This is a genomic window from Psychroflexus sp. MES1-P1E (assembly GCF_002836055.1).
Taxonomy (GTDB): domain Bacteria; phylum Bacteroidota; class Bacteroidia; order Flavobacteriales; family Flavobacteriaceae; genus Psychroflexus.
Genome location: NZ_PJBS01000150.1, coordinates 10,233 through 35,610, shown reverse-complemented (window position 1 = coordinate 35,610; position 25,378 = coordinate 10,233). Strand labels below are relative to the sequence as shown.

Here is a 25,378-nt window from a genome sequence, read left to right as displayed (position 1 = left end):
TTTACCGCGGCTAACGCCTTGCACGGAATGACAGGCTCGAAGTGACACCACTTTCCCCATCTAATGATTTCACAACACAGCCAAAAGACAATCCCCACTTTCAAACACAATAAGATTTATCAAAAAAAATATGCACTTTATTTTTGTTTTCTTTAAGAAAACATCTTTATTTGTAAGTTGTAAAGCATTGAATGCAGATTGCGCACAAAGTTAATGTATAGTCAACTTTCGCATAACATGGCAAGTGTATTTTAGCCAATTCAAAAGCTGACTAATCAGACTGTGGCGTTAAAACATGAAAAGTCTCATTTGATCCATTTATGGGACTCAGGGCGGCGAAGCTATGAGAAATAGTGGAGTAGAGGTGGGTGATTTTACAATGGACTTCGGTACAAATTGCTTTTCAGTAATTCACTCAGTCTCCTTGTAAAATTATACCGAAAGAAATATTATATTTTAAGAAACGAAACGCATGGCAAGCAATGTCAGTTTATTCAACTGGATTTGGCAGATCGCACAGAATTACCAAAGCTGTTTGAAGACTTTCGATTTGATAGTGTCTGCAATCTTGCTACCCAAGCAGGTGTTAGATATAGTATCGAAAAACCTATGAAGTATGTAGAAAGTAACATCATGGGTTTCGCCAATCTTTTAGAGTGCGTGCGAAATACAAAAGTAAAAAAACTGGTTTATGCCTCCAGTTCTAGCGTTTATGGCATAAATGACAAAATTCCTTTTGAAACCACCGACAGCGTGGATCATCCGATTAGCCTTTACGCCGCGTCCAAAAAATCTAACGAACTGATGGCTTACACCTACAGTCATTTATACGATTTGCAAACAATTGGTCTGCGATTTTTTACCGTTTACGGGCCTTGGGGTCGTTTAGATATGGGGATGTTTTTGTTTACGGAGGCCATTTTGAATGACCACCCCATCAAGGTGTTTAATGAAGGGCGATTGTCCAGAGATTTTACCTATATTGATGATATCGTGCAGGGAGTAGAAAATATTTTACTCCAAGACCAACCCGATCATAAAAAGTACAGCTTGTACAATATCGGAAATGGCAGTCCTGTGCAGTTGATGGACTTCATCAGTGCCATAGAAGATAAAATTGGCAAAACTGCCGAAAAATAAATGCTGCCTATGCAGCCCGATGATATGGAAAAAACCTGGGCAGATACAAACGAACTAAAGCGAGATTACAATTATAAACCGAGTACTTCCGTTTCACAAGGTGTAGACAGTTTTGTGGAGTGGTATAAAAACTATTACTAGCTTTAGACCCTAAACCAATCTACAAATCAACGCTTAAACAATTCAACCAATCAGCAATAATGTTTATTACGATAGCAATCGGGACCAATAAGCAACAAAGCAATTAACCATCATCTCATTGAAATCAATAATTAAAAAGTTTTTACCGCAATTCACCTATTTTTACCATCACTTGAAACATAGGTTATTTATACTTATTGTTTCCAGTGTTTTTGTTGGTTTATTGGATGGCTTAGGCTTGGCGATGTTTCTCCCATTAATAGAGCTTTTTTCAGATTCAAATGCAATCGTGGATCCAAATGGGCATGGAAATTTGAGCTATTTCTTAAGTGTTTTCAATGCCCTAGGGATTGAGTTAAATTTAGCCGTCGTACTAATCACAATGTTCTCTTTCTTTGTGCTAAAAGGACTAGCAGTTTTCGTCGTTAGGTATTTGAGAGTGATATATCAACAATATTTTATTGCGAAAATAAGGCTCGACTGTTTAAATGCTTTAGCAGAATTTAGTTACGAAGGCTATGTGAAGTCTGATGCGGGGGTCATTCAAAATGCTTTGACTGGGGAAGTAGAAAGAGTCATGCAAGGTTTTAAAAATTATACAGATATTTTACAACAGCTTATGATGTTGTTAACCTATACAACATTAGCAGTACTTTCAAGTCCAGAGTTTGCCTTGTTAATTGTAGTAGGTGCATTTTTGTCTAATTTAATTTTTACGACGCTCTACAGAAAAACAAAAATACTATCTTCAATATTGGTGAAAGATAACAATGCCTTCCAGGGCTATATCATTCAAGCCGTGGTATTTTTTAAATATTTAAAAGCAACAGCAACCATGCCGATGTATGCCAACTTTTTAAAATTAAAAGTGGAGGAAATAGAGAAAACCAATAAAAAAATGGGGGTTCTAAGTAGTATCATGTTAGGTGCTAAGGAACCAATTACAATCGGGATAGTAGTGTTGGTCATTTACATCCAAATTACAATTTTAAATGGGGTGTTTTCCTCAATTGTTCTAAGTTTGCTGATGTTTTACCGAGGATTAACATCTCTAAACACACTACAAAATTCATACAACCAATTCCTTGGTAAAATAGGGTCCATGGAAAACATGGATAGTTTTATGAAAAATTTAAAAACAAAGGCGACCAAAACAGGTAAGGCAACTTTTAATCACATTTCACAATGTATTCAATTAAGTGATGTTTCATTTTCCTACAATACGAGTGCAGATGTTTTAAAAAACATAACCTTAGAAATTAAAAAAAATGAATCCATCGCTTTTGTGGGCGAGAGTGGTTCAGGAAAAACAACTTTGTTAAATATAATTAGTGGCTTATTAACACCTTCAAAAGGTGAAATGCGTATCGATGGAGTGGATACGAAAACCTTAAACATAGCTACTTTTCAGCAACGAATAGGTTATATAACCCAAGAACCTGTTATTTTTGATGATACAATTTTTAATAATGTTACGCTTTGGAGTCAAAAAACAGCGCAGAATCTTAAAAAGTTTTACAAAGCAATTACTCAAGCAAACCTAACCCAGTTTTTAGAAAATTCAGAAGGAAAAGAAAATACGCAAGTAGGAAGTAATGGGGTGAGCTTGAGTGGCGGACAAAAACAACGCATCACCATTGCAAGAGAGCTTTTTAAAGAAGTTGATTTGTTGTTGTTAGACGAAGCCACCTCTGCATTAGATTCAGAAACAGAAAACAACATCCAACAGAATATAGAACAATTAAAAGGTAAATATACCATGATTACCATAGCGCACAGATTAACAACCATTAAAAATGTGGATAAAGTCTATGTTTTTGACAAAGGAACAATTGTTGACTCAGGAAGCTATGAAGAACTTTTAGAAAATTCAGTTGCTTTCAAAAAAATGATAAGCTATCAACAGGTATAATTTTAATTAGAATAATACATCTAGCAAAACTTGATTTTTAGAAATATATTTTTAAATAAAAAAAATGTTAAACAATAAAACAATATTAATAACAGGGGGAACAGGTTCTTTAGGAAAAGCATTAACTTCTCACATATTTAAAACCTATCCTGAGATTAAAAAGCTGATCATCTTATCAAGAGATGAGCAAAAGCAGTTTGTAATGGCCCAAGAATATCCTGCCGACAAATACCCTCAAATACGTTTTCTTTTAGGAGATGTTAGGGATAAAGAGCGAATGGTAAGAGCGTTTAAAGGTGTAGATTATGTAATACATGCGGCAGCCATGAAGCATGTGCATTTAGCAGAATATAACCCTGATGAATGTATCAAAACTAATATTGGTGGAGCTCAAAATGTAATACACGCTGCTTTAGAAACAGAGGTTCAAAATGTTGTTGCATTATCCACGGATAAGGCATGTGCGCCTATCAATTTATATGGGGCTACAAAGTTGACGTCAGATAAATTATTTGTTGCAGCCAATAATATTAAAGGGACTAATCCTATTAAGTTTTCGGTAGTAAGATATGGAAATGTAATGGGGTCAAATGGTTCTGTAATTCCATTCTTTATGAATAAAAAGAAAGAAGGAAAATTACCAATAACAGATCTTTCTATGACTCGTTTTAATATATCTTTACAAGGAGGAGTAGACATGGTAATGCATGCAATGGAGCACGCATGGGGTGGTGAAATATTTATTCCAAAAATACCTTCTTATAAAATTACAGAGGTAGCTGAAGCCGTTGCGCCTGAGTGCAAGTTAGAAATTGTTGGAATTAGACCAGGAGAAAAAATACACGAAGAGATGATTACAGCATCAGATTCATTTTACACCTATGATTTGGGCAAATATTATACCATTTTACCATCAGTTCCTAGATTCAAAATTAAAGAATTCACAACAAAATTTAATGCGAAACTTGTTCCAGAAGGTTTTAATTATAATTCAGGGGATAATACAGATTGGGAAACTGTAGATAGTTTAAGAAATTTAATAAAGGAGCACGTAGATTCAACATTTAAAGTATAATGGGACAAAAAATAATACCTTACGGTCGTCAAAATATAACTCAGCAAGATATTGATGTTGTTATAGAAACATTACAATCAGATTATTTAACGCAAGGGCCAAAAATTTTAGAGTTTGAAAATGCTTTTGCTAGGTATATCGGGAGTAAGTATGCAGTTGCAGTTGCCAATGGAACCGCTGCCTTGCATTTGAATGCATTAGCATTAGGCGTAAAATCAGGTGATAAAGTAATCACTACGCCCATAACTTTTGCAGCATCTGCGAATTGCGTGAGGTATTGCGGTGGAGAAGTGGTTTTTGCAGACATTGATCCGGAAACGTACTTATTAGATATAAACGCTGTAAGAGCTTTGCTGGAAGCATCCCCGAAAGGGACTTACCAAGGAATTATACCAGTTGATTTTGCAGGGCGCGCAGCAAATTTAGAGGCTTTTAGGGCATTGGCAGATGAGTTTGGTTGTTGGATCATACAAGATTCTTGTCATTCCCCGGGTGGGAGTTTTGTTGATAGCAAAGATGTGCGTCAAAATTGCGGAAACGGACAATTTGCAGATTTGGCTATTTTTTCCTTTCACCCAGTAAAGCATATTGCATCAGGGGAAGGCGGAATGGTCACTACAAATGACGAGGCCCTATATAAAAAATTACTAAAATTAAGAACACATGGAATTGTAAAATCAGATGATTTATATACAAATTCAATTGCATTTGCTGGCGGAGAGGATATGTATCCTTTATGGTATATGGAAATGCAGGATTTAGGTTTTAATTATCGTTTAACAGACTTCCAGGCAGCATTAGGTTTAAGTCAATTGAAGAGAGCGGATGAAGGAATAATTAGAAGAAGAGAAATAGCTTATACCTATTTTGAAGCCTTTAAAAATAAATCTTTTGTAAAAGGACAATCAGGAGTAATTGAAGGACACGCTTATCATCTATACATACTAGAAGTAGAAGATAGATTAGAGCTGTATAATTATTTAAGAAGCAAAAGTATTTTTGCCCAAATACATTATATACCCTGTCATTTAATGCCTTATTATAGACAATTTGGATGGAAAGAAGGGGATATGCCTCAGGCTGAAAATTATTACAAACATTGTATTAGTTTACCAATGTTCCCTACATTAACAGCAGAAGAACAAGAATTCGTAATTACAACCATAAATGAATTTTATGTCTAATCTTTGTGTTATTCCAGCACGTGGCGGTAGCAAAAGAATTCCAAGAAAAAATATTAAAGATTTTCTTGGTAAGCCAATCATAGCGTATTCTATAGAAGCTGCTTTAAGTTCAGGCCTTTTTGATGAAGTAATGGTTTCAACAGATGATGAAGAAATTGCAGCCATTGCAAAAGAATATGGTGCTTCTATTCCCTTTTTCAGAAACAAGGAGAACGCAAATGATTTTGCTACATTAGCAGATGTCATAGACGAAGTGAAAATTTATTATCAAGAAAAAGGAGTAGATTTTGATACTGTTTGTTGTTTTTTACCAACGGCTCCTTTTGTTAGTGCAAATTTATTAAATAAGGGATTTAAATTACTCAAAGAGCAAAATGTTGACTCTGTTAAGCCAATAGTTCGTTTTTCTTATCCAATACAACGTTCTGTAAAAATAAATGATGTAGGACTGCTTGATATGTTTTACCCAGAACATCAAAAAACGAGATCGCAAGATTTAGAGCCCGCATATCATGATGCTGGCCAGTTTTATTGGATGACATATGAAACAGGACTGCGTGGAAATAAAAAATATGGTTTTGAAATATCAGAACAATTGGTTCAAGATATTGATACTGATGAAGATTGGAAAATTGCAGAATTGAAATATCGATTTAATTTTGATAAATAATATTCTTTTTAGAATTAATGCTGGTGATGCACATGGATTAGGGCATTTATCCAGAAATTTGGTATTAGCGGATATTTTCAATAAAAATGAATTCACTTGCAAGTTTTTAATTGAGACAGACAATGAGCAGAAAACATTAGAATTTATCAAACATAAAAGTGCTAAAAATTTTAAGATTATTTTTTTACACCATGGAATTGACATAAATAACGATATTAACAATATTAAAAACAACTATTTAATTGGTAAATGTTTTCTAATACTTGATCATTACAATCATGATGTTGAATATCATAAGGCTTTAAAAATAAATAATATAAAATGGGCTCAATATGATTATAAAAAAGAAAACCAAATAATATCAGATATTGTAATTAACGCGAATATAGGTGTAAAAACTATTGATTATAAGGCTATTACTAATAAAAAAACTAAATTATGCATTGGTGAAAAATATGCCTTAATAAATAAAGTTTTTAAAAAAACGCTACAATCAAAAATTGAAAACAAAATTTTAATTGCCATGGGAGGTGGAGCATATCCTATTCAATTAATGGATATGATAAAACATATTGTTGCAAACAACGATTATATTTTTGATATCATTACATCTGATAATAGATTAACAATCGAGCTAGAATTCTTTAAAAATGTCCAATGTCATAAAAATCCGATTAACATAGCGGATATATATGCGCGAAATCAATTTGCTTTTGTTGCTGGTGGCGTTACCACATATGAATTAGCGTATTTAGATATACCTATGATTTTGATTCCATACACAGAAAATCAAAAACAAAATGCAATAATATGGCAAGAATATTTCTCTGGTATTAGTTTTTCTTCAATTGAAATTTTTACCATAATACTTCGTAAAGAAGGATTAAAATCTATAATTAAAAAGTTACTTCAACATTACAAAAAAGGCACTGTAATTATTGATGGAAATGGCGCAAAACGTATTGTAAATAAAATTATAAAATTTATAAATGAGCAATCAAATTAATCGAAATTATTTTTACGGCGATAAGGTTTATCTAAGAGAAATGACTTTAGAAGATATGCCTTATATTTTGAAATGGAGAAATGATCCTGATATAAAAAAGTGGATGTTTATCCAAAATGATATAACCATAGAAGAACATCTAAAGTGGTTTAAAACAAGAAAAGATAGACTTGATTACATAATTTGTGATAAAAGTAATGATAAACCCATTGGAACTGTAAATTTTAGTAATATTCAAAGTAAAAAACCAGAAGCAGGTAAAATGCTTGGAGATAAAAGCTATTGGGGTGGCGGATATGCTAAAGATGCTTTTTCGTTATGGTTAGCTTTTGGTTTTAATAAACTTTTATTTGAAAAAATTATGATAAAAACAATGGCTAATAATCACGCTAATATTTTTTTGAATGAAAAACTTGGTTTTAGAAAGATTAAAAGTGTTAAAATTAATATTTCAAATGATAACATAGTTGATGTTGTTCTAATGGAAAAAACTAATAAACATGAATAATAAAACATATATAATTGCAGAACTCTCTGCAAATCATAATAACGATTTTGAACTGGCTGTAAAAACTATTCACGCTATGGCAGCAGCTGGTACTGATGCTGTAAAAGTGCAAACTTATAAGCCAGAAAGTCTAACGCTTGATCTAGATAAAGGTTATTTTGCACCTCGAACAGAAGGTTTGTGGAAAGGGTACACCCCTTGGAAACTTTATACTGAAGCTGCAATGCCTTATGAATGGCAACCAAAACTAATGAAAATTGCCAATGATTTAGGTATGGATTTTTTCAGTTCACCTTTCGATATAGAAAGTGTTGATTTCTTAGAAAAAATGGACGTACCCATGTATAAAATTGCTTCTTTTGAAATTACAGATATTCCACTAATTAAACATACAGCTTCTAAAGGCAAACCAATTATAATGTCTACAGGTGTTGCTACTCAGGAAGACATACAGCTTGCTATTGATACTTGTAAAAGTGTTGGCAATAATCAAATAACTATTCTAAAATGCACGTCGCAATACCCCGCAACTATTGAACAAGCCAATATGTTAACCCTACCAGATATGAAACTGAAATTTGGTGTTGAAGTTGGTCTTTCAGACCACACTATGGGAAGTTTAGTGCCGACTGTTGCTGTTGCATTAGGCGCTACCGTCGTAGAAAAACATTTTATTCTAGATCGTAATTTAGGTGGGCCAGACTCGGCATTTTCAATGGAACCTCATGAATTTGAGGAAATGGTTAAAGCAGTAAGAGACACAGAAGCAGCATTAGGAAAAATAACCTATGAAGTTTCCGAAAATGATAAAAATAGAAGAAGATCTTTATTTGTTGTAAAAGATATAAAAAAAGGCGAACTAATTACAGAACAAAATATTCGTAGTATAAGACCTGGATTTGGGTTGCATCCGAAGTATTATCATGAAGTTTTAGGTAAAAAAGCAGTTACAGATTTAGAAATTGGAGCACCTTTCAGTTTTGAAATGATTGCCAAATAAAGAATTGATTAGACTACTTCTAAAAAGTTAAAAATAAACAGTCAATGAAATTAATAAAAAAAATGTAATCTAAGTATTTTGAAAACTTAGCATATTTTTATAAACACTTGCGTTATCGATTGTTTGTGATGATAATATTAGGTGTATTCGTTGGTGTTCTAGATGGTTTCGGATTAGCCATGTTCATGCCGTTATTAGAGATGGTTAATGAAGTAAAGCAAGCTAACGGTTCATCCTTAGGTAATCTTAGTTTTTTATTAGATGGTCTAGAATTCATTGGTCTTTCATTAAATCTAACTGCAGTTCTGCTGTTAATGATATTTTTCTTTGCATACAAAGGAATTATTAAATTTTTTTCAGGTATATATAATGCCATACTTCGTAAATTTTTCATTAACAAATTGCGAAACCAATTACTTTCATCTTTCAATCAAATTAAATTTAAATATTTTGTTATTTCAGATGTGGGACGTATTCAAAATACTATGTCTGTTGAAATTGAAAGAGCTTCGGCTGCTTTTTACAATTACGCCAATACATTACAACAAGCCATAATGGTATTGGTGTATGTTGGCTTTGCATTTTTTGTAGATATTCGCTTTGCATTACTCGTAACCATTGGTGGTGTTTTATCTAATTTTTTATACAAGTCAATTTATAAAAAGACTAAGGGAGCTTCTAAAGAGTTTACAAAAGATTCTCATTTATATCAAGGGCAAATTATACAATATGTTAGTAATTTTAAATATTTAAAGGCAACTGCATTATTAGATGTGTATTCTAACCAACTTCGTAAAAGTATTAATGCTATAGAGCGGAGTCGTTTTAGAATCGGAAAATTAAGTGCTCTTTTAGAATCTGCTCGTGAACCCATATTAATTGTAGTTGTTGCAAGTGTAATTTTAATTCAGACGCGCTTATTAAATGCTTCTTTAGGACCAATATTAGTGAGTTTGTTGTTTTTTTATAGAGCTTTATCTTCCTTAATGAATTTGCAAAATTCATATAATCGTTTTTTAGAGTTATCGGGTTCACTAGATAATTTAATGGATTTCCAAAAAGAGATAAATAATGAGAAAGAACAGAATGGTAAACAAGTTGTTGAAAGATTAAACACTATGCTTGAACTAAAAGAGGTTTTCTTGACTTATGATAAAGTAGCTATTCTTAAAAATATTAATTTAAAAATTGTCAAAAAAGAAACTGTAGCTTTCGTTGGAGAAAGTGGTTCTGGTAAGACAACATTAGTAAATATTTTAGCGGGTCTTAATCCCGCAGATGAAGGCAATGTGTATATTGATGGTAACGACCGGAATACCATTGATATAAAATCGTACCAAAAAAAAATAGGATATATAACACAAGATCCCGTTATTTTTAGTGATACCATTTTTAATAATGTTACACTTTGGGCAGCACCAAACATTTTAAATACTAGCCGTTTTCGAGAAGCTTTACAAAAGGCTGCAATTAACTCTTTTGTAGACGAACTTCCATTGGGAGTCGAAACTATTTTAGGAAATGATGGCGTTAACCTTAGTGGAGGTCAAAAACAGCGGATTTCTATTGCAAGAGAATTATATAAAAATATTGATATTCTCATTATGGATGAAGCGACTTCGGCCTTAGATAGTGAAACAGAAAAAGCGATTCAAAAAAGTATTGATGCCCTGAAGGGCCAATACACCATTTTTATGGTCGCTCATCGCTTATCAACCATTCGTAATGCTGATAAAATAGTTGTAATGAGTAAAGGAGAAATTCAACAAATTGGTTCATATGCGGAACTTATTGAATCGTTCCATTTATTTAAGAAAATGATAGCGTTGCAAGAGTTATAAAAATTATATTAAATATTAATTTTAAATATTATTTTGATTTCTTTACTAATTAAAAAAATTACTAACAAACAAATTATATTGTTTAATAAACATAGAAATGTGCTTCCTATTGTTTGTAATAAAGAAAATCGCAGTCATTTTTATTTTTTAGATATTGATTTGTTTTGGCGATATATCCCTTTTAAAACTTCCGATAAAAGAAAGCATAAAATAATGTATGTTCTATTAAATGTTATAAATCCGAAGTTTATAATATCCATGAATTGGATTACTGCAAGAGAAAGTTTATATAAGGTTTGGACAGCAAAACATCCTCAAAGTAAATTTATAGTGGTACAGCATGGAGCTTATGTAGGAGGATTTGTGACAAATATCCCACATAGATATACTAAATGTGATGTTTTTTTAACATGGGGCTCTTATTTTGTTGACCAATTTTCAAAATACAATCATAAAAAAAAGGTCCAAATTATTTGCTATGGTAATCCCATTTATAATAACTTTGTTAGAGAAAATTATCAATATAAAAATAATAATTCAAATAAAGTTTTATTATTACCAAAGGCTACAGATTATCAAAACTTGAATCAATTATATAAACTGATAAAAAAGTTAAATGAATTAAATTTTGAAGTAGTTATAAAATCGCATGGAAAACAAGGTAGTAATGAATTAAACACTGATGGTACTTTAAAATACCCTAAAATTAAAGGTGTTAAGCAGATAAATGGAGTATTATATCCTATTTTACAAAGCAACGATTATGATTTTATTATTTCAGATCATTCCTCCTCTTTATTAGATACTATATTCTTTAAAAATAAAGTGCTTTATTTTGATCCTAAAAATAAGGTAAACGGATATGAAACCAATTATTCTAATTTTTTAGTGAACTTATTTGAAGAAGATTTTAGTTCTATTTCCAAAAATAGTTTTTATGAATTACTATCTATTGAAAATCAAGAAGCGCTTTTACATAATATGATATATATGGGTAATAATAGTATTGATTCAAAAATTTTGTCTGAAAATAAAAAATAAATGATAAAAAGAATAAAAAGGCAACTTGTACTACTAAGAAATACGATCCTTTACCACAAATGGAATTTTTTTGCCAAAAAAAACCAATCTAAATTCCAGACAAATGCTAAAACTGATTTTATAGTATCCATAGCTAGTTATCCAAAACGAGCCCATTTATTACCTGCTGTATTTGAAGCGTTAAATAAACAAACTCTAGTGCCACAAAAATGGATTTTGGTTTTGTCCGAAGAAGAATGGCCAAACCTTACTTTACCTAGCTACTTAAATAAGTTAATTAAAAGAGGGCTTGAAATTGTGTGGGTAAAAAATAATACTTATGCGGTGAAGAAATTCATGCCCGTGGCAGAGAAATACTCCAATCTAGCGATTGTAACCCTAGACGATGATATTATCTACCACCCTTCATTATTACGGGGCTTAGTAAAACAAGCGGAAATAGAGAAGATGGCAGTAATTGGCTATGTGGGTAAAGCAATTTTAAAAAAGGATAAAGAGTTACATTTACACTACAGAGAAAAAGATGCAGCATCCATCACAACACCTTCTGAACAAGTATACTTAATAGGCTGGGGTGGAATATATTATCCACCGCATAGCTTAGATGAAAAGGTGCTAAACATGGAGGCTGTGCACAAAATAGTGCCTGGAAGAGGTTCAGACTTTTGGTTTTGGGCTGCGGCTCACGCTAAAAACACAAAACAAGTTTGTTTAGGTATACCAAAGGATTATAATTTGGGCATTCCTATTCCCCAAAATGAAATGACAAAGCCTAAAGATCAGCCTGAGGGAGATGTGGTACCAAACCGTTTTCAAATGGCTGTGGACTATTTTGGGATACGGGAAAAGTTGTTACGAATTTTACCTGATGAAAATGGTGCAAAGTAAAGTGAATAGCAAGCGGATCTTAGGTATTCATATACTACTTGCATTATTGTCTCCACTAATAAGCCTATTTTTACTTCTGAAAAGTGGCAATAGTCGCATTATAGTACCTGCGGGAACTATATTGATGATGTTTTTAGGTAGTGCATATATTTACAATGCAGGATCAGACGGTGCATCTCACTTGGAGACCATAGAACGATACTATGTAAATATGGAAATATGGGAATTCATCTCTGTTTTCTTTGAATTGATATCGCTAAATAACACCAATGCACCTTCAGGCATTAGCGACCCCTATTTACATTTCTTAGGGTTTCTGTCAGGCAGTGTATTTGGTACACCTGAATTACTGCATGTATTTGCGGCTTTTTTTTACGGTATTATATATTTCTCCATAATTCGCATTTTATTTCAAAGAATCGATTGGCCAAAAGGGATCTCTCTTATTGCAACCCTATTTTTAATTTTTTTAACATATCGCGGGATAACAGGTCTCAATTCCATTCGTTGGTGGACAGCTATGTGGCTTTTGGTTTATGGGTTATTAGCGTATTGGAATTATGGAAAAAGGAAGTTTTTACTTTTAGCTCTTCTGTCAATTTATATTCATTTTTCTTTTATAGCATTCGTTATACCCTCATTTGCAGCAATTTGGTTATTCAAAAAGCCAAAAGTAATTTTTGTTATTTGGATTGTTAGCTTTTTCCTCGGAGCGAGCTATCAGTTGATCGAGCCATACGTGCCAGCCTTAAACGTGATAGAGCAAAAAGAAAGGTATACGCTTAACGAAGAAGAAATGGAAAAAACCAAGGCATTAAGAGCAGATGCACCAAAAAAGAGCAAAAGATTTTATGCATCTTTAGGTGAAACTTCCTTTAGGGATTATAGCATCCCGTTTATGATTGTTTTCTTGTTTTGGATAAGAAATAAAATGGGAGGAAATAAAAGTGCTATTTCAGACCAAATGTTTGCCGCAGGGGTACTTCTCTATTCTTTTGGCAACGTAATGGAGTTTTCGCCATCTTTGCATGGGCGCGCCAAAGCAGGAGCAGCAGTTTTGATTTTGATAGCAGGCTTGCTAAGTTTGTCTGAGTTATACGCCAACAACATTAAACTGTATAAAAGTTTTCAAGCTCGTCTTGTTATGAGTGTCTTCTGTCTGAGTACTATCCCTGTTGTCTTATTTCACTTATCGTATGCATTGAATATGCTAAGCGCGTTCACTATTGTGTTTCCCGCAGCCTCTTGGTTTTTGGGAGGCAATGATTTTAGTATTAGAGATCTTCTAGTGGTTGTTTTTTAGGCTATGCATTTGAGCAAAACACTAGGTCTTACAGTCGTAAAATTTGATATTTCAAATTTATTCAAATTAAGTTGATATGCTTTTTCATACGTTAGATTTTCTTTACTTTTTTGCGATATTTTTTTTCCTTTATTGGTTTCTTTTCAAAGAAAACATTAAAGCACAAAATATATTGATACTTGTAGCCAGTTATGTGTTTTATGGTTGGTGGGATTGGAGGTTTTTGTCTCTCATTGCTTTTAGTACTGTCGTCGATTATGCCGTTGGAAGAGGCATCTATAATAGCCCTAAAACTCAAAAAAAGACAATACTTCTTTGGGTTAGTATAATTACAAATATTGGAATCTTAGGTTTTTTTAAGTATTTCAACTTTTTCGCTGAAAACCTAGGAAATCTTTTAAGAACAGTTGGTTTTGAGCCGCATGAAACCACTTTAAATATTATTCTGCCAGTAGGAATTAGCTTTTACACTTTTCAAACCCTGAGTTACACTATAGATGTTTATCGCAGTAAAATTAAGCCCGCTTCAGATTTTATTTCTTTTGCAGCATTTGTAAGTTTTTTCCCGCAGTTAGTGGCAGGACCGATAGAGCGTGCGAGCCACTTATTACCTCAGTTCTATAAAAAGCGTCAATTTAATTATCTACTAGCAGTAGATGGTAGTAAGCAAATTTTGTGGGGTTTATTTAAGAAAGTGGTAATTGCTGACAAATGTGGTGAGCTAGCCAATCTTATTTTTGATAATTCAGCGGATTTAAACGGATCCTCTTTAATTTTAGGAGCGATATTCTTTTCCTTTCAAATTTACGGTGATTTTTCGGGTTATTCAGATATAGCTATTGGTGTGTCGCGCCTTTTGGGTTTTGATTTGAAGCAAAATTTTGCTTTCCCATATTTTTCAAGAGACATTGCTGAGTTTTGGAGACGCTGGCATATATCTCTATCAACATGGTTTAGAGATTACTTGTACATTCCTTTAGGAGGCAGTAGAGGAGGCATATCTGGAAAAATTAGAAATACCTTTGTAATTTTTCTGGTTAGTGGTTTTTGGCATGGTGCTAATTGGACTTTTGTCTTTTGGGGTTTTTTGAATGCACTTTATTTCCTTCCGCTATTACTGGCGAATAAAAACAGAGTGAACACAGATATTGTGGCAGGCAATGGTTTTTTCCCAAAGATATCGGACTTTATAAAAATCATTGGTACATATATATTAACGACATTTGCTTGGATCTTCTTTAGAGCGGAGAGTATTTCTCACGCTATAGAATATATATCGGGTATTTTCACAGGTTCGTTTTCTGCTGATCCGTTCTTCTCTACAAATCATTGGGGTAATATTTTTATAACGCTAGCGTTGATTGCTTTTTTTCAAGTATCAGAATGGTATGGACGCTTTGGGAAGTTTGGATTGCAAAACTTATTTATAAAGAATAATCGATTAATACGTTGGTCTTTTTACTCAGTCCTCATTTTTTTAATAATGATTTACTACCAGACTGACCGCAGTCCGTTCATTTATTTTCAATTTTAGCTACATGTTAAGTTATTTTAAGAAGTTCTTAGTTTTTATCTTTTTTGCCTCTTTTGTCTATTTGTGTAGTCTAACATTATGGGCAAATATTCCTTATTCTTATATAGGTTCGAACTTTTTATACCGCCAAGGTTCTTACGGTCATTTGAATACGCGCTTAAAAGAAATTCCAGAGTATGGAGAGGTAGATATTCTTTTTGTAGGCAGCTCAAGAGTTTACCGAGGTTTTGATCCAAGAATTTTTAAAGAAAATGGTCTTAAAGTGTTTGTACTCGGTTCGAGTAGTCAAACTCCTTTGCATTCCTATATCTTATTAAATCGTTATTTAAAGGTTTTGAATCCGAAATTGGTCGTATTTGACCTGCTCCCAAATACTTTTGCAAATAAAGGGGTGGAACCAACCCTAGATTTATTAGCTAACGATCGAATTGATCAATTAAGTTTTGAAATGGCATTTGAGCAGAATGATTTAATGGTGTGGAATACGATGATCTATGCATCAATTATGAATGTCATTGGTAAACACAATGACTTTGAAGAGCCTATTCATAAGCCAAAAGATCATGATACTTATATAAAAGGAGGATATGTTCATAAAGATTCCAGCTTTCAAAAAGAAGTTGAAATATGTGAAAAAGAAAAGTCAATGAAATGGCATGAACCGCTTGATGTCCAATTGAATTATTTCAAAAAAATGATTTCTTTACTAGATAGAAATAATCAGAAATTTGTCTTTGTAAATATGCCTATAGCGCATTTCCATTGTTATAGCAATAATGATATATTAAAGGCGTATATTCCTGAATCCGTTCCATACCTTGATTTTAATCGACTATTGGATTTTCATGACTCAACAGATTTCTATGATGAATACCACCTGAATGAAGGGGGAGTTGATAAATTGGATGAATATTTTATAAATGAATTTTATAATTTAAAACCGAACTAGTATTTATATTGGTCCGTTTATAAAAAAACAAATAGAGAATGAATATAGCATTACTTTTAGAGCAAAAGCTTGATCCAAATGCTGGAGGTGTCCAAAGAAGCACATTTAAGTTAGTCAATATTTTTCAAACTTACCATCATCATTCTATTATAATATCTGTAGGAAAACATACTAGTCGGAAGGAAAATTTTGAAGGAATTACACTTTATTATGTCAATATTGACCAAGATATTCAATTAAAAAACATTCTAGAAAACGAGGAAATAGATTGTGTCATTAATCAAACCGGTTATTCTGTTGGTTTAACAAAACTAATTTTAAAAAGCAAACCTTCAAAAACAAAAATTATAAACACATTACGAATTAATCCACTAAATTTTTACGATAATCATCAAAATATAATCCAGGAGCTTTTCAATAGAAAAAAAATTGGTTTTTTAAATACATTGCTTACTAGAAAGTTGATTTTGTCATATCATATTATTAAGCAAAATATAGAGTTGAGCTATATAGTTAAAAAAACAGATGCATTCGTTATGCTCTCAGAGAGATTCAAACCTGAATTGTTTTTTTTGGCACCACCGCTTAGAAAAAATGAAAATAAAATCTTCGGAATCGGAAACCCTTTTCAAAGACCCGAAATCGATATAAAAAACCTCCCTAAAGAAAATATTGTTTTATATGTAGGCAGGTTAAATATCCAACAAAAAAGAGTGGATTTACTACTGCAAATATGGAAACGATTGCACGCAGAAGCGCCTGATTGGAATTTTTGGGTATTAGGTGAGGGTCAGGAAAAGAAAAAAATGAAGCAATTTTGTGAAGAAAATAATTTAGATCGAATTACTTTTTTTGGAAAAGTAAATCCAAATGAGTATTATGAAAAAGCTAAAATATTTCATATGACTTCTGCATTTGAAGGTTTTGGAAACGTGCTCATAGAAGCCCAAAGTTATGGATGTGTACCTGTTTTATTTGATTCGTATGCTGCAGCATCAGATATTGTAATTCAAAATAAAAATGGTGTTTTGATACCACCATTTAGAATAGATGAATATGTAAATCAAACGAAAAGATTAATGAATAATCCAACAGAATTAAAAAAAAAATCAGAAAATGGATTTGAAAATGTGTTGCGATTTTCTTATGAAAAAGCCTATGAAAAATGGGAGGATGTTTTTAAATCATTAAAATAACAAGATTCTTTCGAATTTTAATGATAAGATAAAGGCAAATTTAATCAATTTGAGATTGGAATACCAAAAGGAAAATTGTGATCTTTGAAAATAATGTTTGGGCCAGTATAAGGATGACTTCTTTTTCGATTTTTGATCCCGAGTTTAAATAAACCAACTCTTTAAAAAAAGTATAAAAAATTAAAAAAGTTTTAAAATGTATTACTCTAATAAATTATCAATATTATTCGTTGCTTGTCCTAAAACTGGTAGTACCTCTATAGAAAAATTTCTTATGAGTATTGATCCAGAAGGTGAAAAATTTGGGATTACATTAAAGGATCGAAAAATTAGCTCAAAAGACATGCACTATGGGGTTGTTGGTCATGCCCGTGCATGGGAGCTTAAGAAAGCACTAGGCGAAAACGAATATAATCAATTACAGGTATTAGGTATGGTTCGTCACCCTTTTGATAAGTTGATTTCCTCTTATTATTTTGGGAAATCTCTAAGTATCTTTAAAGTATTAAAGTGGAAAGGGGAAAAAAATATGTTTATTAGGAAAGTGAAAGGATTAATAAGCCATACGGCTCCAAAATTATTGCCATTAAGTATTTGGGCTTTGCTTTATCCTATGAAAACAAGTCATGATTATTATTATGATAAAAACGGAGAAAGAATTGTAAACCATCTTGGAAGAACAGATTATCTTAATGAAGACTTAAAGGTAATTTTAAAACGAATAGGCATAAAAGAAAATAATGTAATTCCACATATAAATCAGTCAAAACATAAATCTAGGGATCATTATTTTAAAAATATTTGGATTAGAAATATTCTCATAAAAAAATATAAAAAAGATATTGAATTATACAACATAGCAGAAAAAGAAATAAGTACAATAGAAATAGATTGAGTAAAATTAATTAAATTAAAAGTTTTGAATGTTTGAAACATAAATACTTAAGAGATATCCAAACCGAAATAAGATAAGACATCTATAATAATCAATAATTATAAAAGAATTAATTTTCACTCAATTTTATGGACGAAAGTCTTTGAATATAAAAAGATGAAGAAGTGGGCTTCAAAACTTTGAAATAGATGTATTCAAAAATAATGGTTTTAGTCCTGCAGTAATAAAGTCAAAATGAGTTATTCAAAAGTATGGAGATGCTTTCAATTTCGATTACAAATCAAAATTGAAATTCAAAAACAGTTACGGCGGAACGTAACAAACTTTCTAAAACTGTATCTGGTAATTACGATAATGCTATTCCTTCTTACGAAAAAAATAGATTAGGACCTGTGGTATTAAAATATTACAACCCATTTAAAAAGCTCAAACAAACCATATTTAGGCCTCATAAATTTTATAATAAAAAACTAAAAACTTCTTCTTTTATAAAAAACACGGTCTAGCAATTGATCTAAAAAAAACAGATTTAATTTTTTGGGGAGCAAAGCATTTTCAGGTAAAACCCATATTACTAGGAAAAATAGCTCTCTTTAGTTTCTTTGTTTTTGGATTTATTTCAATCTGGCGAGGCTTTCAAACTATGAGTGTCATGCTGGTGATAGGTAATCCTATATTTGCTTTAATTTCTAACTTAGAGACATCACTATCACAAGTTGTTAAGCTTGAGTTTTTATAAGAGTCGTTTGACAGATAAATCAATAAATATTCACATGTCTCTAAATAGTTTATCACTTGAGGACTTAGCTTTGCCAACGATAGTTAGTCATAAATTGTTACTACAGGCTAATCTTAAACTGGAAAAAGATCTTCAGGCTTTTATAGATTTATATAAACATCTACCTAATGCACATCATTACTGGGCAACGACCTACAGGCATTTAAGAAGTGACGATTTAGAAGGTTTGGCGTTATACTATTATGTAATTGGAATTATTAAGTTTAGTTTAGAAAATCAACCAAATATCAAAATCAAACTTCACTGTAATTTTGAAAACTATTTTGCCAAGTACATAAGGTCAAACTTTCCTCAGGTAAAGGTCAGTGTAAATTCAAATCTAAAAGACAAAATAAACTATAATTTTGGGCCTTTCAAGTATATACTAAAGGCATATAAATATGCACTTAAAAATGTTGGAGACAAGAGTGTACTCAAAAATAAAGTTTGGTTATCTATGCCTATTCAGCCAGAGAAACACCGATATAAGCATTTACTAAACAGAATTCGTGAAGAAAAAGTTTTTTATACAGGAAGACTAGAAGATAAGATTAATGAAAATAATGAAGCAAAATCCATTCGTTTCGAAAAAGAGCTTGGTTGTAAGAATTTACTTAATGCTTTTAAAAAGGCATTTCAATTAAAGCAAAATCTAAAACAAATACACCCTAATACTTTGCTTAATCTTGAAATTAGGCAAAACAAAATACAGCATTTTTGGGTAATGTTATTAAAAGAAAAGGCTGTTGAAAAAGCGATTAAAAAATATAAACCAAAATCAATTTTATATACAACAGCAAACACCTATCCATTTGCAAGAATAATAAGTCGTCAGGCTTTTTTAAATAACGTTCCATTCATAGTAGTGGCCTGCAGACCCATGTTTATTAACACGAGATTGGAAGAACGTTTAATTGAAGCAGATGTAAAAGCTACAAATGATGCTTTTGTAGCCAATAATTTTGCGGTTTGGGATAAATTTAGCAAAAACACATTAGTAAAAGCTGGAGTTGATAAAGAAAAAATATTTGTTGTTAATCAAAATAAACAGCTAGAAAATTCAATAGCTAAAGTAAGCCTTAAAAATGCACTCTTAATCCTATTCTCACACGAAGAAGAACTCAACCAGCGGTTGGTTGATGAGTTGCTAAAATTAGACACTAAAACATCACTAATAATTCGACAACATCCTCTAAAAAAGTTAACTGAAAAGCAAAACAAACAACTTACGGCTAAGTTTAAAATTACACAGGATATCACTTCTCAACCTTATAGTAAATATGAATTTACTAATGTATTAGCAATTACTATCAACTCAACAGCAGTTCTTGAAGCAGCTCAGCATGGCTGTGGTGTTATTTGGCTACCTCACCTAAATTCAAGGTCTATTATCTTTTATGAAATAATGCAAAAAATAGGAAAATGCTTTGAGAGTGCTTCTGAATTAGACGACTTCTTAAACTCATCTTCAGATGTGTTACTCAACTTTATAGAATCTTGTCAAATAGATTATAAAGAATTGTTTGAAAGTGAAGATGAAACCGATCAATTAATTGAGGCCTTAGGCCTTTAAATAAAAAACAAAATGAAAATATTAGATTGTACCATACGCGATGGCGGGTATTACACCAATTGGGATTTTTCAGACCAACTAGTGAATACTTACATCAAAACATTTAATGATTTACCAGTAGACTATTTGGAAGTTGGTTATCGTTCAAAGCCACAGAAAGGCTATTTAGGAAAATATTTTTATTGTCCTGTCCCAGTATTAAAAGAATTGAAAGTAAAAAGTAATAAAAAACTAGCCATTATTCTTAATGAAAAAGATGTCCGTGCTGAAGATGCTGAAGAATTATTAGCACCTATTAAAAATTATGTGACAATGATTCGCATGGCAATAGATCCGAAAAACTTTGAACGGGCATTAACGCTAGCCCAAAAAGTAAAGGAACTTGGCTTTGAAGTCGCTTTTAATGTGATGTACATGTCAACCTGGAAAGAGGAAAAAGGTTTTCTAGAGTTAATACCTCAAGTCGATGGCATTGTTGATTATTTTTATATGGTCGATTCCTTCGGCGGAGTATATCCAGAGGATGTAAGAGAAACTATCGCTCTGGTTCGCTCAAAAACAGATATAAAACTTGGTTTTCATGGCCATAATAATTTAGAAATGGCTTTAGCTAATACCCTTACGGCCATTCAAGAGGGCGTTGATATGGTAGATGCAACCATAACTGGCATGGGGAGAGGTGCAGGTAACCTGAAAACAGAATTACTGCTGACAGTATTACAATCACATAACAAATTGAATTTCGATTATAATGCACTAACTAAAATTGTAGATGACTTTACTCAGCTTCAAAATGAATATGATTGGGGCACTAATTTACCCTATATGGTATCTGGAGCTAATTCCTTGCCCCAAAAACAGGTGATGGAATGGGTGAGCAAACGCTATTATTCCTTTAACTCGATCATACGGGCATTGAACAATCAAAGTCAAGGACGAGTTGATAATAAAGAATTACCAAAGCTAGAAAGTCAAGCAAAGAACTATTCAAAAGTTTTGATTGTTGGAGGTGGTCCTAGTATTAAAGAATTTTCTAAAACACTAGAATTGTATCTGAATCAAAATCCTGATATGTTAGTGATTCATGCCAGTTCTAAAAATGCTCTCAGCTTTCTTAATATCAAAAATGAGCAACTTTTTTGTTTAGTTGGTAACGAAGGTCATCGCCTAGAAGAAGTCTTTGGGAGCAAACAAATTAAAGGTAAATGTATCTTACCGCCTTATCCGAGAACAATGGGAACTTTTATACCTAAAGCTTTAATGACTAATGCCTATGAGCTTAAAGAAATAAATTTTACAGAAAAATATGTAGACTCTCACACAGCAATAGCTCTTCAAACAGCGGTTGATTTTAGAATAACTAATATACAACTTGTAGGCTATGATGGCTACCATGGAAATATTTCCAAAAATGAGCATGATTTATTTATTGAAAATGAATATATGTTTGAAAAAATGAGGAATAAAATATATGTCAGTTCTCTAACTCCAACCTATTATAAGAATGTTGATCATCAATCTATTTTTGCTTTGATCAATGAATAAGTCTGTTTCTGTTTTTTTACCAACAAGAGCAATGAGTGAACGGGTTAAAAATAAAAACACGCGAATCTTTGCTGGAATTGAAGGGGGTTTATTAAAAGTAAAATTAGTTCAGTTGTTGGATTGTTCATGTATTGATGAAGTGATTTTATCGACCAACGATAGAGATTCAATTGAAGTTGCTCGAAAGTTTAAAGATCATCGGAAATTAAAAGTGATTGAAAGGCCAGAACAACTAGCATTAAGCACAACTAACCTCATGGATTTGGTTAATTATGTGCCTAAAGTATGTGACTCTAATCATATATTATGGACACATGTGACATCACCTTTAGTAAATACAGCAGATTATACAAATGCTGTAAAAACCTATTTTAAAATTCTAGAACAAGGCTTTGACTCCTTGATGAGCGTAAAGGAAATTCAAAATTTTATTTGGTCTAAAGAACAAAATAAAGTAGTGAACAAGAAGCAGGATGATGAGAAAAAGTGGCCTAGAACACAAGACTTAAATAAGATCTACGAAGTAAACTCAGCAATTTTTATGGCAAGCAAAGAGGTATACATGACTGAACAAGATAGAATTGGTAAAAAACCATTTCTACTAACACAAAATCAAATCAAATCTACTGATGTAGATTGGGAAGAGGACTTTAAATTAGCAGAAATACTTTATGAAAACTACAAATAGCATAAAAACAATTTTTTGGGATTTTGATGGCGTTTTAATGAATTCCAACGCTGTTCGGGACAAAGGCTTTGAATTGGTATTAGAAGATTACCCCAAAGAACAAGTGAAGCAACTTATGGATTTTCACCAAGCCAATGGAGGTTTATCACGCTATGTCAAGTTTCGCTATTTTTTTGAAGAAATAAGAGGTGAAAAGGTGACAGATAAAGACATTCAAAAATGGGCGGATAAGTTTTCGGAGATCATGATGAATTGGTTAATTAATAAAGATTTATTAATTGACCAGACAATCAACTTCGTAAAAGAAAATCATCAAAATTATAATATGCATATTGTCTCTGGTTCGGATGGAAAAGAGCTAAACCAAATTTGTCAAGGCATCGACATTGACCAATATTTTAAGAGTATCCATGGTTCGCCAACGCCCAAAAAACAATTGGTTGCTGACTTGTTAGAAAAGTATAATTACGAGTTAAACACCTGTATGTTGATAGGAGACTCGATTAACGATTATGACGCTGCAATAAGTAATCAAATTCAGTTTCAGGCTTATGGTAATGATAGTTTAATCAAAAAATCTACTATTGAGTTTTTATGAAAAAAATAATACTACATATAGGTTCACCTAAAACAGGTTCAAGCACTTTACAGTCACTATTTAATAAAATATTGAAACAAAATTATATAGGTGTAGGTTCTAGGGAAGCACATTTGAATGAAGAAATAATAAATTTTGTAAGAGGGGAACGGCAAAACATAAACGATATCCAAAACGATATTTATAAACTATTAGATAAAAATCAGACTTTGTTGTATTCAGATGAAAGAGTTTTATTTGAATATACTAGTGAGAATAATTGGAAACAACAATTAAAGAAACTTTTCGATGTTTTTAATTTGAATCAGGTTGAATTAAGTGTTGTCATTGGTGTTCGTGACCCAGTTGATGCACTGCCATCTTTATATCAGCAAATGAGAAACATTAAAAGCGTATGTTTATTATCTCTTCAAGAATTTGTAAATACTCGACAGGCTAGTATTTTTAATTATGAGATGTTAAAAGTTGAACTGTTTAAGATAGGTTTTAAAGATTTAAAATATTTTGATTTTAAATCTTTATCAGATGAAAAAGTTGACTTAACATCTTTTTGTATTTATAAAAAAATTAAAATCCAACAGATTTATAATAAATCTAATAGATCAGAAAATGAGAGATTTTATAATTACACGCTTGCAGATTTCGTTAGAAGAAACTTAGGATTCTTTTCTAATTTTTTTCCATCAAAATTAAAAATAAAAGTAGCGAAAATGTTAAAATTCAATATTAGAAGAGAAAAGATAAAAACTGATGTTATTATTCCTGAAGGCATCATAAATGCTTACAAAAATATAGATTTACCTTTAGAAGGCTAATGAAACAAAAACTAGCAAATAGATTAGGTTGGAATACCAACAGAAAAATAGTTATAATCGAGAGTGACGATTGGGGCAGTTTTCGGTTTAAAAATAAAAACTACAGAGATAAGTTTTTAAACGCTGAGCAAAAGCATAAATGCTGGATGAGTTATTACGACACATTCGAATCAGCATCAGATTTGCAAAATTTGTTTGAAGTTTTAGAATCAGTAAAAGATAAAACTAATCATTCAGCCAAGTTCACCTTTTTAATGAACCCGTCAAATCCTGATTTTAAAAAAATCAAAGAGGTTAATTTTCAAAAATTTCATAGTGAGACTTTTCTGGAGACTTTAAAACAGCGAAAAGACGGTGATGAAATTTACACCTTATACCAGAAAGCTTTAAAAAAAAATATTTTAGAAGTTGGTTTTCACGGTAGAGAGCATCTAAATGTTAACCAATGGATGAAAGATTTACAGAACAAAGATAAAACAGCACACTTAGGTTTCGAAAATAAAACATGGGGCTTTTCAAAAGCTTATGTGCCAGATTATAAAAAATCATATCGCTCTACATATAATATTCAGTCTTATGAAGAATTCGATAGCTTAAAAGTTAACGTAAAAGAAGGAGTGTCACTAATCAATAAAATCTTTAATCAAAACACAACCTACTTTCTGCCACCCGATGGGCCTTATCACTTAGCCTTAAACCAAACTTTAGCAGACAATGGTCTTAAATATATTGGCTTAGCTAAATTGCACAATAATCCTTTAGAACAAAAATGGTATCAAAAAAAACTATTTTGGCTAGGGAAACAAACCAAAGAAGGTTTAACAGTCATTACGAGGAATGTAATGTTTGAGCCAGGTTCGCCAAGACAAACCGATTGGGTAGCTTCTGCTTTACAGCAAATGCAAAAAGCTTTTAAGTACAATAAACCTGCCGTGATCAGTTCACATAGAGCTAATTATGTAAGTGGTCTTGATGTAAGTTTTAGGGATCAGAATTTAAAATTATTAAACGATTTAATATGTAAAATTATAAAAACATGGCCAGAAGTTGAATTCATGACATCTTCCGAGTTAGGTGTTTTATTAAGAAACAGCTAAA

The 25,378-nt window shown here is 31.9% G+C and carries 23 protein-coding genes; all 23 read left to right on the top strand.

Translation table 11 applies throughout. The features are described 5' to 3' along the window. Positions 1 to 396 precede the first annotated feature (396 nt). The 23 genes from CXF67_RS05150 (at position 397) to CXF67_RS05045 (ending at position 25,377) form a co-directional block, all read left to right on the top strand. Positions 397 to 1,140 carry an NAD-dependent epimerase/dehydratase family protein gene (locus CXF67_RS05150; RefSeq protein WP_374702242.1) on the top strand — a complete coding sequence of 248 codons (744 nt, stop codon included), beginning with the start codon at positions 397 to 399 and terminating at the stop codon, positions 1,138 to 1,140. Between the two features lie 9 nt (positions 1,141 to 1,149). Next, complete coding sequence (locus tag CXF67_RS19195; protein WP_374702241.1) at positions 1,150 to 1,281, top strand: hypothetical protein; 132 nt, start codon at positions 1,150 to 1,152, stop codon at positions 1,279 to 1,281. Between the two features lie 118 nt (positions 1,282 to 1,399). Further along, complete coding sequence (locus tag CXF67_RS05145) at positions 1,400 to 3,193, top strand: ABC transporter ATP-binding protein (RefSeq protein WP_257984600.1); 1,794 nt, start codon at positions 1,400 to 1,402, stop codon at positions 3,191 to 3,193. Positions 3,194 to 3,257: 64 nt separating this feature from the next. Next, the gene (gene pseB / locus CXF67_RS05140) at positions 3,258 to 4,268 is read left to right on the top strand and encodes a UDP-N-acetylglucosamine 4,6-dehydratase (inverting) (protein ID WP_102087767.1); all 1,011 of its coding nucleotides are present in this window, start codon (positions 3,258 to 3,260) and stop codon (positions 4,266 to 4,268) included. Then, positions 4,268 to 5,452: a UDP-4-amino-4,6-dideoxy-N-acetyl-beta-L-altrosamine transaminase gene (gene pseC, locus CXF67_RS05135; RefSeq protein WP_102087766.1), complete on the top strand. Its 1,185-nt coding sequence runs from the start codon at positions 4,268 to 4,270 to the stop codon at positions 5,450 to 5,452. The genes pseB and pseC overlap by 1 nt, the downstream gene beginning before the upstream one ends. Beyond that, on the top strand, positions 5,445 to 6,122 hold the full coding sequence (gene pseF / locus CXF67_RS05130; protein WP_102087768.1) for a pseudaminic acid cytidylyltransferase: 678 nt from the start codon (positions 5,445 to 5,447) through the stop codon (positions 6,120 to 6,122). The genes pseC and pseF overlap by 8 nt, the downstream gene beginning before the upstream one ends. Next, the gene (locus tag CXF67_RS05125) at positions 6,112 to 7,128 is read left to right on the top strand and encodes a hypothetical protein (protein WP_102087765.1); all 1,017 of its coding nucleotides are present in this window, start codon (positions 6,112 to 6,114) and stop codon (positions 7,126 to 7,128) included. The genes pseF and CXF67_RS05125 overlap by 11 nt, the downstream gene beginning before the upstream one ends. Next, positions 7,112 to 7,636, top strand: a complete 525-nt coding sequence (locus CXF67_RS05120) for a GNAT family N-acetyltransferase (RefSeq protein ID WP_102087764.1) — start codon at positions 7,112 to 7,114, stop codon at positions 7,634 to 7,636. The genes CXF67_RS05125 and CXF67_RS05120 overlap by 17 nt, the downstream gene beginning before the upstream one ends. After that, positions 7,629 to 8,636 carry a pseudaminic acid synthase gene (pseI, locus tag CXF67_RS05115; protein ID WP_102087763.1) on the top strand — a complete coding sequence of 336 codons (1,008 nt, stop codon included), beginning with the start codon at positions 7,629 to 7,631 and terminating at the stop codon, positions 8,634 to 8,636. Before CXF67_RS05120 ends, pseI begins: the two co-directional genes overlap by 8 nt. A gap of 128 nt (positions 8,637 to 8,764) precedes the next feature. Continuing rightward, positions 8,765 to 10,477, top strand: coding sequence for an ABC transporter ATP-binding protein (locus CXF67_RS05110; protein WP_102087762.1), 1,713 nt, complete (start codon positions 8,765 to 8,767; stop codon positions 10,475 to 10,477). Between the two features lie 33 nt (positions 10,478 to 10,510). Further along, positions 10,511 to 11,518, top strand: a complete 1,008-nt coding sequence (locus CXF67_RS05105; protein ID WP_102087761.1) for a hypothetical protein — start codon at positions 10,511 to 10,513, stop codon at positions 11,516 to 11,518. Further along, positions 11,519 to 12,406 (top strand): glycosyltransferase, encoded by an 888-nt coding sequence (locus CXF67_RS05100; protein ID WP_102087760.1) that lies wholly within the window; start codon positions 11,519 to 11,521, stop codon positions 12,404 to 12,406. Beyond that, complete coding sequence (locus tag CXF67_RS05095; protein WP_102087759.1) at positions 12,387 to 13,709, top strand: EpsG family protein; 1,323 nt, start codon at positions 12,387 to 12,389, stop codon at positions 13,707 to 13,709. The genes CXF67_RS05100 and CXF67_RS05095 overlap by 20 nt, the downstream gene beginning before the upstream one ends. Positions 13,710 to 13,785: 76 nt before the next feature. Then, entirely contained in the window at positions 13,786 to 15,243 is a 1,458-nt protein-coding gene (locus tag CXF67_RS05090; protein WP_102087758.1) for an MBOAT family O-acyltransferase, read from the top strand. 4 nt (positions 15,244 to 15,247) lie between these two features. Next, complete coding sequence (locus CXF67_RS05085; RefSeq protein WP_102087757.1) at positions 15,248 to 16,192, top strand: hypothetical protein; 945 nt, start codon at positions 15,248 to 15,250, stop codon at positions 16,190 to 16,192. A gap of 38 nt (positions 16,193 to 16,230) precedes the next feature. Continuing rightward, positions 16,231 to 17,388: a glycosyltransferase gene (locus CXF67_RS05080; protein WP_102087756.1), complete on the top strand. Its 1,158-nt coding sequence runs from the start codon at positions 16,231 to 16,233 to the stop codon at positions 17,386 to 17,388. Between the two features lie 196 nt (positions 17,389 to 17,584). Next, positions 17,585 to 18,283 (top strand): sulfotransferase family 2 domain-containing protein, encoded by a 699-nt coding sequence (locus CXF67_RS05075; RefSeq protein ID WP_102087755.1) that lies wholly within the window; start codon positions 17,585 to 17,587, stop codon positions 18,281 to 18,283. A 773-nt stretch (positions 18,284 to 19,056) separates the two neighbouring features. Next, a complete protein-coding gene (locus CXF67_RS05070) occupies positions 19,057 to 20,634 on the top strand; it encodes a hypothetical protein (RefSeq protein ID WP_102087754.1) in 1,578 nt (525 codons plus the stop codon). Positions 20,635 to 20,646: 12 nt separating this feature from the next. Further along, entirely contained in the window at positions 20,647 to 22,179 is a 1,533-nt protein-coding gene (locus CXF67_RS05065) for an aldolase catalytic domain-containing protein (RefSeq protein WP_102087753.1), read from the top strand. Then, positions 22,172 to 22,867 (top strand): acylneuraminate cytidylyltransferase family protein, encoded by a 696-nt coding sequence (locus tag CXF67_RS05060; protein WP_102087752.1) that lies wholly within the window; start codon positions 22,172 to 22,174, stop codon positions 22,865 to 22,867. Before CXF67_RS05065 ends, CXF67_RS05060 begins: the two co-directional genes overlap by 8 nt. Continuing rightward, the gene (locus tag CXF67_RS05055; RefSeq protein WP_102087751.1) at positions 22,851 to 23,465 is read left to right on the top strand and encodes an HAD family hydrolase; all 615 of its coding nucleotides are present in this window, start codon (positions 22,851 to 22,853) and stop codon (positions 23,463 to 23,465) included. Before CXF67_RS05060 ends, CXF67_RS05055 begins: the two co-directional genes overlap by 17 nt. Beyond that, positions 23,462 to 24,280 carry a sulfotransferase domain-containing protein gene (locus tag CXF67_RS05050; protein ID WP_102087750.1) on the top strand — a complete coding sequence of 273 codons (819 nt, stop codon included), beginning with the start codon at positions 23,462 to 23,464 and terminating at the stop codon, positions 24,278 to 24,280. The genes CXF67_RS05055 and CXF67_RS05050 overlap by 4 nt, the downstream gene beginning before the upstream one ends. Then, positions 24,280 to 25,377: a polysaccharide (de)acetylase gene (locus CXF67_RS05045; RefSeq protein ID WP_102087749.1), complete on the top strand. Its 1,098-nt coding sequence runs from the start codon at positions 24,280 to 24,282 to the stop codon at positions 25,375 to 25,377. The genes CXF67_RS05050 and CXF67_RS05045 overlap by 1 nt, the downstream gene beginning before the upstream one ends. Position 25,378 lies beyond the last annotated feature (1 nt).